Raw genomic sequence first — 14,514 nt, 5'->3', positions numbered from 1 at the left:
ATCCCGGGAGGGTGGCACATGGTCGAGATCAAGACGGCTGCGGAGCTGGAGGCGATGCGCGAGGCGGGGCGGGTTGTGGCGCGGGCGCTGGAGGCGGTGCGCGCGCACGCGGCCGTGGGGGTCAGCCTGCTCGAGCTGGACGAGGTCGCGGCGTCGGTGATCTCCGAGGCCGGCGCGAAGTCGGCGTTCCTCCACTACAAGCCGCACTTCGCGCCGACGCCGTTTCCCGCGGTGATCTGCGCCTCGGTGAACGACGTGATCGTGCACGGCATCCCCGACGGCTACCGGCTGCGCCCGGGCGACCTGCTGAGCGTCGACTGCGGCGCCTATCTGGACGGCTGGGCCGGGGACTCGGCGGTCAGCTTCGTCGTCGGCCCGGCCGACCCCCGGGACCTGGAGCTGATCGCCACGGGTGAGGCCGCGCTCGAGGCGGCCGTCGCCGCGTGCGTGCCGGGCGGGAGACTGGGCGACGTCGGTCACGCGGTGGCGCGGGTGGGCCGGGGGGCGGGGTACGGCATCCCCGCGGACTTCGGCGGGCACGGCATCGGCCGCGCCATGCACGAGGACCCGCACGTCGCCAACCAGGGACGTCCCGGGCGGGGACTGGCACTGCGTCCCGGCCTGGTGCTGGCGATCGAGCCGATGTTCCTCGCCGGAGGCCGGGACGCCTATCTGACCGCGCCGGACGGATGGGCCCTGTCGAGCGCCGACGGCAGCCGCGCGGTTCACGTCGAGCACACCGTGGCGATCACCGAGGACGGGCCGCGCGTGCTCACCCTGCCGTGAGTTCCGCCCTGTGGCCGGTGCGCGGCGAAGGGCACGGAGCGCTCACCGCGGGGTGCGCGGTCACGGCGCCGCCTCCCCCAGCCGGACCATCAGCCGGGTGGCCAGCCGCTCCGGCGGGGTGCGGGCCGGATCGGACAGGTAGACCTCCCGGATCGGGCCGTGCGGTGCGTGGCCGCGTTCGGCGCACCAGGCCAGCAGCGCGTGGGCGGTGAGGTTGATCTGGTCGTAGGGGCCGATGTGGGTGGCGCGGGCGAACAGGCCGCCGGGCAGCACGTCCTGCCTGGTTCCCCGTGGTGCGGGGCCGTCGGTCCGGAGGGCGACGGTGACGGGGATCGGCTCGTCCATCTCGACCGGGAACAGCCCGACCAGCCTGACGTCGGCCGTCCGCGGCCCCTCATCTTGGCCGCCGCCCGCGCGGGGGGCGTGCGCGTGCTCCAGCAGCCGGGCCACGCACGCCGTGGTGGCCCGGCCGATGTCCTGCGGGGAGGCGGCCGTCTCGCGTGTCGTCACGACCCGCTGGGGCCGCTCGCGGGCCAGGCGCACCCGCGCCGAGGGCAGCCCCTGCGACAGCAGCCGCTCCAGTGTGGCCAGGGTGCGGCGGCGCCGCGCGAGCTCGGCCTCCAGCTCGTCGCGGATCCGCTCCAGCGCCTGAACGGCGGTCGTGCCCGACAGGACCTCGCCGATCGCGCTGAGCGGCACGTCCAGGGAGCGCAGCAGCCCGATCGACAGCGCCTGGCGTGCCTGGTCCGCCCGGTAGTAGCGGTAACCGCTGGCGGGGTCGACCCACGCGGGGGGCAGCAGTCCCAGGTCGGCGTAGTGGCGCAGCTGTTTGACGCTGAGCCGGCACAGGCGCGCGAACTGCCCGATGGGCAGCAGGTCGTCTTTCACGTCTTCCAGCATGGCCGCCGTCGCGTTCGCGTAGGGCCGTGGGCCGCGCCGGGGGTCATCTGCCGGTGTGATCGAACGCGTGTTGCCTTGACGCCGATGACAAGGTTCTAGCATGGCGGCGCCGGGTGGGCCGGCAGCCGATCGGCGGGCTGGGACAGGCTCTGCGGTCCGGACGTCCCACGCCGTGGACGTACGGCGTCAGCGGGTTGAGGGAATGGCGATGAAGTTCGGAATCAGCTACAGCACGCCCTATTACGGGGTCGACCCTGACAGGATCGTGGCCTTTGCGCGGCTTGCGGAGGAGTGCGGCTTCGAGTCGCTGTACCTGCCCGAGCACATCGTGCTGTATCCGGGGGCCAGGGTGGGGCCTTACGAGATGCCGCCGTCGCTGCCGTACGTCGATCCGCTCGACTGCCTGAGTTTCGTCGCCGCGGCCACGGAGCGGATCCTGCTCGGCACCGGTGTGCTGCTGCTGCCGTACCACCATCCGGTGATCCTCGCCAAGCGCCTGGCCACCGTCGACGTGCTGTCCAGGGGCAGGATGCGGCTGTTGACCGCGGGGCTCGGCTCGCTGCCGGGCGAGGCCGTGGCGGTGGGGGTCGACTTCGCCACCCGCGGCCGCCGCGCCGACGAGGCGATCGACGTGATGCGGCTGCTGTGGGCCGGCGGCGAGGACGGCGTCAGCTTCGCCGGGGAGTTCTTCTCCTTCGACGATCTGTGCAGCTTCCCCAAGCCCCACGGGGTCACGCGGCTGCCGATCCACATCGGGGGGTCGAGCCGGGCGGCCGCGCGCAGGGCCGGGCGGCGCGGCGACGGCTACTTCCCCGGCGGCGCGCTCCGGCCGGACGAGCGGGCCGTTCAGTGGGAGCTCGTGCGCTCCAGCGCCGCCGAGGCCGGCCGGGACCCGCAGGCTCTGGAGTACACCCGCTTCGGGTCGATCGACATGTCCGCCGGACGGGTGGAGGAACTCGCCGCGCAGGGGGTGACCCGCGTCGTCGTGAACGCCGCCGCCGCTGAGCCTGACCGGCAACGCGAGGAGCTGTCGGCGTTCGCCCGGCGATTCGGCCTCCTTGAGGCTCTCCCCCGCTGAAAGCTCCTGGCGCGGTGATCGGCGGGCGGGTGGCCGGTGGGTGACAGCGCCGGCGCGGAGAACCTGGTGGCCGGTCAAGACAGGCAGCGGGGGGCGGCGTCATTCCGGGTGGATGAGGCGGCTTTCGTAGGCGAAGATCACGGCCTGTATCCGGTCGCGGAGTTCGAGCTTTTGCAGGATTCGCCCCAGATGGGCCTTCACGGTCGCCTCCGCGAGGTACAGGGTGGCCGCGATCTCGGTGTTGGACAGGCCGCAGCCCACCTTGACGAGCACCTCGCGTTCACGGGCGCTGAGCCGGCTCAGCCGCTCGTCGTGGTCGGCGCCGCCGCCGTCGGAGATGTGCGGGCGGAGGTTCTCCAGCAGGCGGCGGGTGATCCGCGGGGAGACCACCGCGTCGCCCGCGGCCACGCTGCGTATCGCGGTGAGCAGTTCCTCGGGCCTGGTGTTCTTCAGCAGGAAGCCCGAGGCTCCGGCGTTGAGCCCGGCGAAGGCGTATTCATCCAGGTCGAAGGTGGTGAGGATCAGCACTCTGCTCCGCGGGGAGATCCGGACGACCTGCCGGGTCGCCTCGATCCCGTCGGTCCCGGGCATCCGGACGTCCATGAGGACGACATCGGGGCGCAGCTGCCGGGCGAGGCGTATGGCCTGGACGCCGTCCGCGGCTTCGCCGACCGTCGCCATGTCGGGCTGGGTCTCCAGGACCGCGCCGAAGGCCATACGGAGCAGCGCTTCGTCGTCGGCGATCAGGATGCGGATCGTCATGTGGACGCCGCTCCGCCGCTGCCGAGGAAGAGGCGGGTATGGACCCTCCAGCCGCCGCCCGGAAGCGGTCCGGCCTGCAACTTCCCCCCGTAGGCGGCCGAGCGCTCGCGCATGCCGGGGATGCCGTGGCCGGATGGTGTGGCGCCGGGAAGCGGCGGGCAGGGGCCGCTGTCGGTGACGTCCACTGTGACGGTCTCGGTTGAGCACCGTATCCGGACCTTCGCGTGTGTGCCGGCGGGTGTGTGCTTGAGGGTGTTGGTCAGGGCTTCCTGTACCAGGCGGTAGACGGTCAGTTGCGCGGTGGCGGGTATGTGGGTGTGGCCGCCCTGGACCTCGACGCGGGCCGGCAGCCCGGCGGCGCACATCTGGTCGGCGAGGGTCTCCAGTTGCGCGATGCCGGGCAACGGGTGGCGCTCCGCGTCCGGTTCGTCGGTCCGCAGGATGCCCAGCGAGCGCCGCATGTCGGTCAGGGCCTGCCGGCCGGTCTCGGAGATCTGGAGCATCGCGGTGGTGGCCTTGTCGGGCGACCGGTGCTGCGCGTAGACGGCGGCGTCGGTGAGCGCGACCATGACGGACAGGTTGTGGGTGACGATGTCGTGCATCTCCCGGGTGATACGTGTCCTCTCCTCGGCGACGGCCAGTCGCGCCTGCTGGTCCTGTTGCTGCTCCAGGCGTGCGGCCCGTTCCTCCAGTGCCGCGAGGTAGGCGCGCGTGGTCCGCACATTCACCCCCAGGACGGCGGCGGCGACGACCATCGCGGTCACCGCGACGAAGGGGGTCAGGAATGCGCCTTCCGTCGCCCAGCGCAGGCAGGCCAGCAGGGCCCCGCCCTCCACGACGGCGCCGGCGACAAGCGTGCCGCGCCGGCCCGAGTTCGCGGCCGCCGTGTAGAGGACCACCAGCAAGGCGATGTCCGCCGGCAGCTGGACGTCCATCAGCCACTGGACGAAGGCCGCGGCCGCCACGGCGCCGAACACCGTGAGCGGGGCCCGGCGCCGCCACACCAGGGGCAGCGCGAGGGCGGCGGTGAGGGCCACGGCCACCGGGAGCTCCTGCGGCGCGCGCGTGGTCACGATGTTGAGCAGGAGCAGCGCCGGCAACAGCGAGTCCCACACCATGGGCGGCAGCCGGAGGCCCCAGCGCCGGGCGGCTCTGAGCAGTCGCGCCGCTCGCACGGAGGCCAGGCCGGCGTACCTCGTCAGCCGTACGGCTGTCCTCGTCCGCCGCACGCGGTCCCGGTAGCGCACCGGGTGGGCATCGCCGGGCTCTGCGGCCGCCTCGGTCATCACACGTCCCTGTCGATTCAGCGTCATGGTGGCCCCGGCCGGGGCCACCACCGCGTACAGCCGGGGGCGGGTGCGGGGAGCCCGCACTCCGCGCTCCCCGGCGTGTGCCGCGGCCCTGTCACGGTAGGCCGCGGGGAGCGCGAAGCGCATGAGTCCACCGTCTGACGGCAGCGCGCCGGGGTACGACCGCAGGAGGAGTCCCGCCCACCTTACGAGGAGTCCCGCCACCTTACGCGGTCGCACAGCGGCCGTTCACCTGGCGTGCTCGATTGCGACTGCGGTCGCACGGGCGAGACGCCTGGGTGCGACTGCGGTCGCACAGGGGACACGCCTCGGATTGCGACTGCGGTCGCATGCCATGGCGACCCGGGATCGATGTGGCATCGCGTGCCCCGCCCTGAGGATGGCCGGGTGACCGAGATCATCGCGGGGCTGTACATGTCCCCTCTGGAATTTCTTGTCGTGCTGGGTGCCGTCGCGCTGGTGGTGGCGCGCTGGCTTCCCTCCGCCGCCCGCCCACGCGTCACGATCGCGGCGGGGGCGGTTGTCGTGCTGTCCGCGATCGTGCTGAGTGTGGTGGGGATCCGCTGGCAGATGCTGCCGGTGCTGGCAGGCGCCGCCGTCGCGTTGCCGTTCGCCCTCTCTCCCCTGCTGCGACGCCGTACCGGCCGGCCGGCCTGGCGGGCCCGATGGTGGCTGGCGTTGCCGGGGTCGGTGGCCTGCGCCGGCCTGATCGCCACGGGTCCGGTGGCCGCCTGGGCCTTTCCCGTACCCGTGTTCCCCGAGCCGTCGGGCCGTTTCGCGGTCGGCGCCCACGTGGTGCAGTGGACCGACCCACGCCGCCCCGAGGGCTTCACCGCCGATCCGCGCGACCGGCGCACGGTCGTGGTCCAGCTCTGGTATCCCGCGCAGAAGAGCCCCGCGGGCGCGCAGCGGGCCCAGTACCTCGGACGCACGCGGCACGAGGCGCGCACCGTTTCCGACGCCCTCACCGGCGGGATCGGCCTGCCTGGCTTCCTGGTCGACGGCGTCCCGCGTGCCCGCACCCGTTCGGTCTTCGACGCCCCGGTGGCCGGTGAGGGCGAACGGTTCCCGGTCGTGCTGTTCTCTCCCGGGGCGAGCGGAGTGCGTACCCAGAACACCGCCTGGGCGGAGGAACTGGCCAGCCACGGCTATGTGGTCGCCGCCCTCGACCACCCGTACGACTCCGCCGCCGTCGTCCTCGCCGACGGCCGGACGATCCACGCCAAGACCGCCTCCACCGGAGACCGGGACAAGGACGCCAAGCTGGCGGTTGACTGGACGGCTGTCCGGGCCGCCGACCTCGGCTTCGTCCTCACCCAGCTGGACCGTCTGGACCGAGGTGAGATCACCGGCCCGCTGACCGGACGCCTGGACACCGGTCGGGTCGCGGTCACCGGCCACTCCATGGGCGGCGCCGCCGCCCTGCAGGCAGCCCGGCAGGACCGCCGGTTCGACGCCGTCATCGATCTGGACGGCTACCCCCACGGCCCCACCTCCCCCTCCCTCCAGCAGCCGGCGCTCGCGCTCACCCAGGCCGTCACCACCGGAACCGACCCGCGTTACATGCCCCGCCTCACCGAGGCCCTCAAGCGCAGCACCGCGACGGGCTACCGGCTCACCATCCCCGGCGCTGCACACCTCACCTTCATGGACGGCCCCCTGTACCTGCCGCCTGTGCCCTCGATAGTCGGCTCCCTGGGCCGCACCGAGAGCCCGCACGTCGTCGCCGCGACCACTCTCGCCTTCCTGGACACCACCCTGCGGAACAAACCCGGTGACCTGGCCGGCGTTCTGTCGGCCTACGGCGACCTCGGCGTCTACCGCCCGGACAACAGCCGCTGAACAGCTGCGGCTCGCGCGCGCTGATCAGCCGCTTGAACCGCGGATACGCGGTCCGCTCGATCGGGGTCACAGTCCCGCCCCGGCCCCGGGCAACAGCCCGGCATCACCGCCGACGACTTTGTGCCGAACGGGTGTTGCCCTTCGGCCTGCCGGATGTCCCGAAGGACGGGTAAGATCGGAGGCCAGGCCGAGAGGCGCTGCAACGGGCCTTCGCCCGCCACGCTCGGCCTGCATGACGACAACAAGGGCGCCTCCTCAGGGAGGAGGCGTCGAATGCAGGAATCAGCGCAGGTCGTCGGGGGTCGCGGGACACGCGAGGAGCGGACGCGGCAGCTGCGGGCCGTTCTCGACCAGCGGATCGCGGTGCTCGACGGCGCGTGGGGCACGATGCTCCAGGGCGCCGCTCTCACGCCGGAGGACTATCGGGGCGACCGGTTCGCCGACCATCCGATGGACGTCACCGGCGACCCGGACCTGCTGAACATCACCCGGCCCGACGTCATCATCGACGTGCACCGGCAGTACCTGGCGGCGGGCGCCGACATCACCACCACCAACACCTTCACCGCCACGAGCGTCGCCCAGGCCGACTACGGCCTGCAGGAGCACGTGCGGGAGATGAACCTGCAGGGCGCGCGGCTGGCGCGGCAGGCCGCCGACGAGGCCGGCGGGAAGTTCGTCGCCGGGTCGGTCGGGCCGTTGAACGTCACGCTGTCGCTGTCGCCGCGGGTCGACGACCCGGCCTACAGGGCCGTCACGTTCGACCAGGTCAAGGCGGCCTACGCCGAGCAGATCGCGGCGCTCGCCGAGGGCGGCGTCGACCTGCTGCTCATCGAGACGATCTTTGACACGCTCAACGTCAAGGCCGCGATCGCCGCGGCCGGGGAGGTCGCGCCCGACCTGCCGTTGTGGATCTCGGTGACGATCGTCGACCTGTCCGGGCGCACCCTGTCCGGTCAGACGGTCGAGGCGTTCTGGAACTCGGTCAAGCACGCCGAGCCGCTGGTCGTCGGCGTGAACTGCTCGCTGGGCGCCACCGAGATGCGTCCGCACGTGGAGGAGCTGGCCCGGCTGGCCGGCACGTACACCGCCGCGCACCCGAACGCGGGCCTGCCCAACGCGTTCGGCGGCTACGACCAGACCCCGCAGGAGACCGCGAGGCTGCTCGGCGAGTTCGCGGCCGAGGGGCTGGTCAACGTCGTGGGCGGCTGCTGCGGCACGTCCCCGGCGCACATCGCGCAGGTCGCCGGGGCCGCGGCGGGGAAGGCGCCGCGCAAGGTCGCCGACCCGCCGAGGCGCAGCCGCTTCTCCGGCCTGGAGACCTTCGAGATCGGCCCGGACACCGGTTTCGTCATGATCGGCGAGCGCACCAACGTCACCGGTTCCGCGCGTTTTCGCAGGCTCGTCGAGGCCGACGACTTCTCCGCCGCCGCGGGTGTGGCGCTGGAGCAGGTCCGGGGCGGCGCCAACCTCCTGGACGTCAACATGGACGCCGACCTGCTCGACAGCGAGCAGGCCATGACCACCTTCCTCAACCTCATCGCGACCGAGCCGGAGATCGCCAAGATTCCGGTGATGATCGACAGCTCGCGGTGGAGCGTGCTGGAGGCCGGGCTCAAATGCGTGCAAGGCAACGGCGTGGTCAACTCCATCAGCCTCAAGGAGGGCGAGGAGCCCTTCCTCGAGCAGGCCCGCAGGATCAAGGGGTTCGGTGCCGGCGTCGTCGTCATGGCCTTCGACGAGCAGGGCCAGGCCGAGACCGCCGACCGCAAGGTCGAGATCTGCGGCCGCGCCTACGACCTGCTGACCCGGCAGGTGGGGTTCGCCGCCGAGGACATCGTCTTCGATCCGAACGTGCTGGCCGTCGCCACCGGCATGAGCGAGCACAACGGCTACGCCAGGGAGTTCATCGAGGCGCTGCCGCGGATCAAGGAGCGCTGCCCCGGCGCGCTCACCTCCGGCGGCATCTCCAACCTGTCGTTCTCCTTCCGCGGCAACGACGTGGTCCGTGAGGCCATGCACTCGGCGTTCCTGCTGCACGCCGTCCGCGCCGGGCTCGACATGGGCATCGTCAACGCCGGCCAGCTCGCCGTCTACGCCGACATCCCCGCCGACCTGCTCGAGCGCGTCGAGGACGTCCTGTTCGACCGGCGGGAGGACGCCACCGACCGGCTCATCGAGTTCGCGCGGACGGTCTCGGGCAGCGGCACCGAGCGCAAGGTCGATCTGTCGTGGCGTGAGCAGCCCGTCGCCGAGCGCCTGGCGCACGCGCTGGTGCACGGCATCACCGACTTCATCGAGGAGGACACCGAGGAGGCCCGCCAGGCCGCCGAGCGCCCTCTGGAGGTCATCGAGGGGCCGCTCATGGACGGCATGAAGATCGTCGGTGATCTGTTCGGCTCGGGCAAGATGTTCCTGCCGCAGGTCGTCAAGAGCGCCCGGGTGATGAAGCGGTCGGTCGCCTACCTCGAGCCGTTCATGGAGGCGGAGAAGGAGCAGGCCCGGCTGGAGGGCCGCATCGACGTGCGTCGCGGCCAGGGCAAGGTCGTGCTGGCCACCGTCAAGGGCGACGTCCACGACATCGGCAAGAACATCGTCGGGGTGGTCCTGGGCTGCAACAACTACGAGGTCGTCGACCTGGGCGTCATGGTGCCGGCGGCGAAGATCCTCGACACGGCCGTCGCGGAGGGCGCCGACGTCGTCGGGTTGTCCGGGCTGATCACCCCGTCGCTGGACGAGATGGTCGCGGTCGCCGCGGAGATGGACCGGCGCGGACTGAAGCTGCCGTTGCTCATCGGCGGCGCCACCACCTCCCGGCAGCACACGGCCGTGCGGATCGCGCCCGCCTACGCGAGCCCGGTCGTGCACGTCCTGGACGCCTCCAGGGTCGTCGGGGTGATGTCGGACCTGCTGGACGCCGACCGGGCGGGCGCGCTCGACACCGCCAACCGCGAGGAGCAGCAGGCGCTGCGCGAGGCGCACGAGAACCGGCGGCAGCAGCCGCTTCTCCCCCTGGAGGAGGCCCGCGCGAACGCCGGGCGCCCGTCGTTCGACAACCTGCCCGTGCCGGAGTTCACCGGGCTGAGGGTCGTCAGGCCCGCCCTCTCCGAGCTCCGCGAGATGATCGACTGGCAGTTCTTCTTCCTGGCCTGGGAACTCAAGGGCAAATTCCCCGCGATCCTCGACCAGCCCGTCGCCCGCGAGCTGTACGACGACGGCCAGGAGCTGCTCGACCAGATCATCGCCGACGGCTCGCTGCGCGCCGAAGGCGTCCACGGGTTCTGGCCCGCGCACTCCGAGGGCGATGACCTGGTGCTGGAGGACGGCACCCGGATTCCGATGCTGCGGCAGCAGACGGTCAAGCCCGACGGGCGCGCCAACCGCAGCCTCGCCGACTACCTGGCGCCGTCGGGGGACCACCTCGGCGGGTTCGCGGTGGCCGTGCACGGCGCCGAGGAGCTGGCCGCCCGCTACGAGGAGCAGAACGACGACTACCGGGCGATCATGGTCAAGGCGCTCGCGGACCGGCTCGCCGAGGCGTTCGCCGAGCTGGTCCACCTGCGGGCGCGTCGTGCCTGGTTCGAGCCGGACGCGCAGCCCGTCCTGGAGGACCTGCACGCCGAGCGGTACCGCGGCATCCGGCCCGCGCTGGGGTATCCGGCCTGCCCCGACCACAGCCGTAAGAAGACGCTGTTCGACCTGCTCGACGCGGGCGCGCACGGCATCGCCCTCACCGAGTCGTACGCGATGACCCCGGCGGCGAGCGTCAGCGGGCTGATCTTCGCGCATCCCGACTGCCGCTACTTCACCGTCGGGCGGCTGGGCCGCGACCAGGTCGAGGACTACGCGCGGCGGGCCCGGCTGAGTCTGGAGGAGGCCGAGCGATGGCTGCGGCCGAACCTGGCCTACGAGCCCTGAGCGCGCCCGTTCACGGGGGGTGGCCTCAGGGGGTGATCCGCCTGCCGGAGGTCACCGGCGCCGTGCGGGCGCCTCACGCCCGCCCCGGCCCCGGGGCGGGAACCCGCCGGGACGTGCCGTCCTCGAGCGGTCGGCCGCTGACGCTCCGGGCCCGGCGTCGTCCCGGCCCGGGGCCGGTTATCCCGTTGAAAGACCGCGGGGCCGGATCGTAGGCTGGTCGCGGTTGCTCCTGCCGGGTAGAGGCCCGGCCGATCACGAGAAGGCGATGCCATGGTCACCGCCCGGTCACTCCGGGGCGGATGATGACGCGGCCGTTGCGGCGGCCGGTTCGGCGCGTGTGAACGCGCCTGTTCGTCGTGCCCCGGTCTCGCGGAGATTCTCTCGTCCGCGCGGCGCCGGTCGTCGCGCACCTGATCTGGAGCACATGGAATGTCGCACGACTCCCTGTCCGCGTGGTACGCGGACTTCTTCACCGAACTGCCCAACGCTTTCTGGCGGGCGGCCGTGCCCGAGCGGGCGACCGCCGCCGAGGTCGGCTTCGTCACCCGGCTGGCCGGGCTCCGTCCCGGTTCCCGGGTGCTGGACGTGGCCTGCGGCAGCGGCAGGCACGCCCTCGAACTCGCCCGGCGCGGCTGCCGGGTCACCGGCCTGGACGTCTCGGCCGAGGCCCTCGCGCACGCCCGCGCCGCCGCCGCGGGCGAACGGCTCGAGCTCGACCTGCGCCAGGGCGACATGCGGGCGCTTCCCGCCGACGTCCGGGCCGACGCGGCGATGTGCATGGGCAACGCCTTCGGCTATCTGGAGCACGCCGGCACGCAGGAGTTCCTCGCGGCTCTGGCCGGGATCGTCGTGCCCGGAGGCGCGCTCGTCCTGGACTACGGATTCGTGGCCGAGTCGCTGCTGCCGAACCTGGCCCTGGAGGAGCCGCCGATGACGTTCGGCGGGGTCGAGGCCGTCTCGGTCAACGAGTACGACGCGGCCAACAGCCGCTGGCTCACCTCGTTCACCTTCCGCCGGGGTGCGCAGGAGCACCGCGGGACCTCCGTGCAGCACGTCTACACCGCGGCGGAGGTCGTCCGGCTGGTCACCGAGGCCGGGTTCGCCGGCGTCGAGCTGTACGGCGACGCCGACGGCACGCCGTTCCGGCTCGGCAGCCCCCGGTTGCTCCTGGTGGCGCGGCGGCCGTAGGGCGGCGGCAGGAGAAGCTGCGGGGCCGGCGGCGGGCCGGGCCGTCCCGGTCCGCCGCCGGTGGCCTTACCGGTCGCGCGTACGGTCCCGTCGGCGCGCCCGGCCCGGGTGCGGCCCTCGGCCGGAGCCCGGGTGCGCGAGGGCGGCGGCGGGCGGGCGCCGCCCCGGAGAGGGGACCGGCCCCCGCCGCCCCTAGGCTGGAGGCCGTTTCCCCTGTCGTCAAGGAGGTCCCTCGCCGTGCCCAGCGTTCTGCGCCTGTTCCGTTACGTCGCGATCGCCGAGGCGTGCTCGTGGGCCGGGCTGCTGGTGGGGATGTACTTCAAGTACATCGCCGAGACCAGCGAGCTCGGGGTCAAGGTCTTCGGGCCGATCCACGGCGGGTTGTTCGTGCTGTACGTGGCCGGGGTCCTGGCCGCGGCGCGGGCGGCGCGCTGGAGCGTGCCGACGGTGGTGCTGGGCCTGGCGTGCGCGGTGCCGCCGTTCACCTCGCTGTGGTTCGAGCGGCGCATGCTGGGCCGCCGCCGCGAGCCGGCGACCGTCTGATCCCGGGCTACAGGCCGAGCACGGCCCGCGTCATGGCCCGGCAGAGCCGGGGGTCGGTGAGCAGGTCGGCCGAGCCGCAGAACTGGTCGGCCGAGCCGATCGGCGGCAGCGCGCGGATCCGGGGGTCGGTGATGCCCGCGGTGAGGGCGTCGGCGAAGCGCTGGGCGTCGATGACCTGGAAGGGCCGGTCGTGAAAGCCCCGGGTCGTGGCCGGCAGCGGTTCGGTCAGGCCGAGCCGGTTGTGCAGCATGGCCACCCGCCGGTAGGCGTCGCCCAGGTGGTGCTGGCGTTCTCGCCAGTCCCCGGCGGCGGCGGCGCGTGACAGGGCCTCCCCCAGCTCGGCGGTGGCCGTCAGGCGGGCGAAGGCGCTGCCGGCCCATTTGGCGTACGGCGGGTAGCGGCGGCGCATCAGCAGCACCAGCCGCACCAGGTCGCCCGCGAGGGAGGCGGTGATCAGGGCGGAGCCGAGGTCGTCGCCGGCCTCCCCCGACCTGCCGGGGAAGGCCTCCTGCTGGGCCAGGCGTCTCCACTGGCAGGCCAGTACGTAGCGGTCCAGGTCGGGCGGGTACCAGCGCAGCGCGGAGCGGGCGGCCTCCAGGACGCCCAGGCCGTCGTGGAAGACCTCGCCGTTGGTGACCTCGGCCAGCCGTTGCCAGGGGGTGGCGAGCCAGTCCAGCGTGGTGGCGGCTTCGAGGGGGTCGAAGCCGAGGCGGCGGGTGAACCAGGTGGCGGCGTCGGTGACGTGGGTGCCGCCCGCGCCGCCGACGACCGGGTAGCCGCCGAAGGCGTCGGGCAGGCGCAGGGCGAGGGCGGCTTCGACCTGTGCGCTCAGGTGGGGGGCGACGAACAGCAGCACCCTGGGTCCCCAGTCGTGGTCGGTCGAGCGTTCGGTGTCGAACGCCAGCACCTCGGAGCCGGGCCCGATCAGCGCCGCGCTGTGCGGCACGTCGGCGACGACGGGCTGGACGACCTGGGTGTAGAAGTCACGTGAAAGCTGCAGACCAGGGATGAAACTGGACATCATTTCGTCCACTCTGCCTGCCGGGGCCGCCTGGCGCATCCGGTTTTCCCGCTGTCGGCGAGGGTCCTTCGGGCTTTGCGGGGCGGGGGGGTTCTGCTGTGACATGGGGCTCGATGGTGGTCGGCGGGTGAGTGCGCTACCATTTTCCTACTAAATCAGTAGGAGAAGTATGAAAAGCGTCTTCCTGCGGCCGGCGTTCGCCGTCGCCGCGCTCGTCGCCGTCCTGGCCTCCTCGGCGTGCTCCGCCTCGGCCTCCGGGCCCGCCGGATCCGCGGCGGAGACCGGGTCCTCCCCGGGGGCCGCCGGGCAGCTCGTCGTGGGCGTCGTCCCCTCCCTGGAGCTCGGCCTGCTCAAGGTCGCCGAGGCCAAGGGGTTCCTGGCCGACGCCGGCGTCGAGCTGAAGATCACCAATGTCGACAGCGGCCCGAACGTCGTCACCGGCGTCGTCGCCGGGCAGTACGACCTCGGCTACACCGCCTACGCCCCTCCCCTGCTGGCGGTCGCCCAGGGCCAGCCGCTGAAGCTGGTCTCCAACACCAGCACCGTCGGCGAGTACGGCACCAACGGCGGGGTGCTGGTCCGCAAGGACAGCGGCATCGCCTCCTTCAAGGACCTGGCGGGCAAGAAGATCGGCACCAACGCGCCGCGTTCGCTGCTGTCGCTGACCGTGCCGGCCTCGATCAGGCACGCCGGCGGCGACCCGTCGGGCATCCAGCTGGTGCCGCTGCCGTTCGCCCAGATCGGCAAGGCCGTGCACGACGGCCAGGTCGACGCCGGGGTGATCCTGGAGCCGTTCCAGACCAAGGCGCTGGCGGAGTTCGGCGACCTGGTCAACCTGGGCGACTCCTACCGCGACGTCCTGCCGGTCGGCTCCCCCGGCGCCCTGTACTTCACCAGCGCCGCGACCGCGACCGCCAAGGCCGACACGATCAGGCGGTTCAAGGAGGCGCTGGCCAAGACCGCCGACTACGCCAACGCCCACCTCGACGAGGTCAAGGCCGCGGGCGGCCCGCTGGCCGGGCTGAGCGCCGAGCAGGCCGCCAAGCTGCCGCTGGGGCCGTTCAAGCCGCGGATCCAGGCCGGTGAACTGGACACCCTCACCACCCTGATGGTGGAGTTCGCCTGGCTCAAGGCCAAGCCCGACCTGTCCGGCTTCGTCGGCTGAG

General features: G+C 72.7%; 11 protein-coding genes and 1 riboswitch. Of the genes, 7 read left to right on the top strand and 4 right to left on the bottom strand.

The genetic code is table 11. The annotated features are described in order from the left end of the window. The first annotated feature begins 18 nt into the window (after positions 1-18). Positions 19-786, top strand: coding sequence for a type I methionyl aminopeptidase (gene map, locus PKF00_RS36215; RefSeq protein WP_271222239.1), 768 nt, complete (start codon positions 19-21; stop codon positions 784-786). Positions 787-846: 60 nt separating this feature from the next. Here map and PKF00_RS36210 read toward each other — a convergent pair whose 3' ends face one another. After that, positions 847-1,674, bottom strand: a complete 828-nt coding sequence (locus PKF00_RS36210) for a MerR family transcriptional regulator (protein ID WP_271222238.1) — start codon at positions 1,672-1,674, stop codon at positions 847-849. A 220-nt stretch (positions 1,675-1,894) separates the two neighbouring features. Between PKF00_RS36210 and PKF00_RS36205 the strand changes: the two genes are divergently transcribed. Further along, positions 1,895-2,764 (top strand): TIGR03619 family F420-dependent LLM class oxidoreductase, encoded by an 870-nt coding sequence (locus PKF00_RS36205; protein WP_271222237.1) that lies wholly within the window; start codon positions 1,895-1,897, stop codon positions 2,762-2,764. 99 nt (positions 2,765-2,863) lie between these two features. Here PKF00_RS36205 and PKF00_RS36200 read toward each other — a convergent pair whose 3' ends face one another. Together PKF00_RS36200 and PKF00_RS36195 are read right to left on the bottom strand one after the other, a co-directional pair. Beyond that, positions 2,864-3,526: a response regulator gene (locus tag PKF00_RS36200; RefSeq protein ID WP_271222236.1), complete on the bottom strand. Its 663-nt coding sequence runs from the start codon at positions 3,524-3,526 to the stop codon at positions 2,864-2,866. After that, a complete protein-coding gene (locus PKF00_RS36195) occupies positions 3,523-4,962 on the bottom strand; it encodes a sensor histidine kinase (protein WP_271222235.1) in 1,440 nt (479 codons plus the stop codon). Before PKF00_RS36195 ends, PKF00_RS36200 begins: the two co-directional genes overlap by 4 nt. A 261-nt stretch (positions 4,963-5,223) precedes the next feature. Here PKF00_RS36195 and PKF00_RS36190 point away from each other — a divergent pair, with 261 nt between their 5' ends. The 4 genes from PKF00_RS36190 (at position 5,224) to PKF00_RS36175 (ending at position 12,327) form a co-directional block, all read left to right on the top strand. Beyond that, on the top strand, positions 5,224-6,678 hold the full coding sequence (locus PKF00_RS36190; RefSeq protein WP_271222234.1) for an alpha/beta hydrolase family protein: 1,455 nt from the start codon (positions 5,224-5,226) through the stop codon (positions 6,676-6,678). A 183-nt stretch (positions 6,679-6,861) separates the two neighbouring features. Further along, a riboswitch (S-adenosyl-L-homocysteine riboswitch) is annotated at positions 6,862-6,938 on the top strand. 13 nt (positions 6,939-6,951) lie between these two features. Next, positions 6,952-10,596, top strand: coding sequence for a methionine synthase (gene metH, locus PKF00_RS36185; protein ID WP_271222233.1), 3,645 nt, complete (start codon positions 6,952-6,954; stop codon positions 10,594-10,596). 429 nt (positions 10,597-11,025) lie between these two features. After that, positions 11,026-11,784: an SAM-dependent methyltransferase gene (locus PKF00_RS36180; protein ID WP_271222232.1), complete on the top strand. Its 759-nt coding sequence runs from the start codon at positions 11,026-11,028 to the stop codon at positions 11,782-11,784. Positions 11,785-12,021: 237 nt separating this feature from the next. After that, on the top strand, positions 12,022-12,327 hold the full coding sequence (locus PKF00_RS36175) for a DUF3817 domain-containing protein (protein WP_271222231.1): 306 nt from the start codon (positions 12,022-12,024) through the stop codon (positions 12,325-12,327). 7 nt (positions 12,328-12,334) lie between these two features. Here the strand turns inward: PKF00_RS36175 and PKF00_RS36170 are convergent, their stop codons facing one another. Then, positions 12,335-13,351 carry a DUF4037 domain-containing protein gene (locus PKF00_RS36170; RefSeq protein ID WP_271222230.1) on the bottom strand — a complete coding sequence of 339 codons (1,017 nt, stop codon included), beginning with the start codon at positions 13,349-13,351 and terminating at the stop codon, positions 12,335-12,337. A gap of 166 nt (positions 13,352-13,517) precedes the next feature. On the opposite strand from PKF00_RS36170, the gene PKF00_RS36165 reads away from it, so the two are divergent. Further along, positions 13,518-14,513, top strand: coding sequence for an ABC transporter substrate-binding protein (locus tag PKF00_RS36165; protein WP_271222229.1), 996 nt, complete (start codon positions 13,518-13,520; stop codon positions 14,511-14,513). Position 14,514: the final 1 nt, after the last annotated feature.

It is taken from the genome of Streptosporangium carneum, assembly GCF_027922005.1.
Lineage (GTDB): Bacteria > Actinomycetota > Actinomycetes > Streptosporangiales > Streptosporangiaceae > Streptosporangium > Streptosporangium carneum.
The sequence above is the reverse complement of the archived record's forward strand: the minus strand, read 5'-3'. Positions and strand labels throughout refer to the sequence as shown.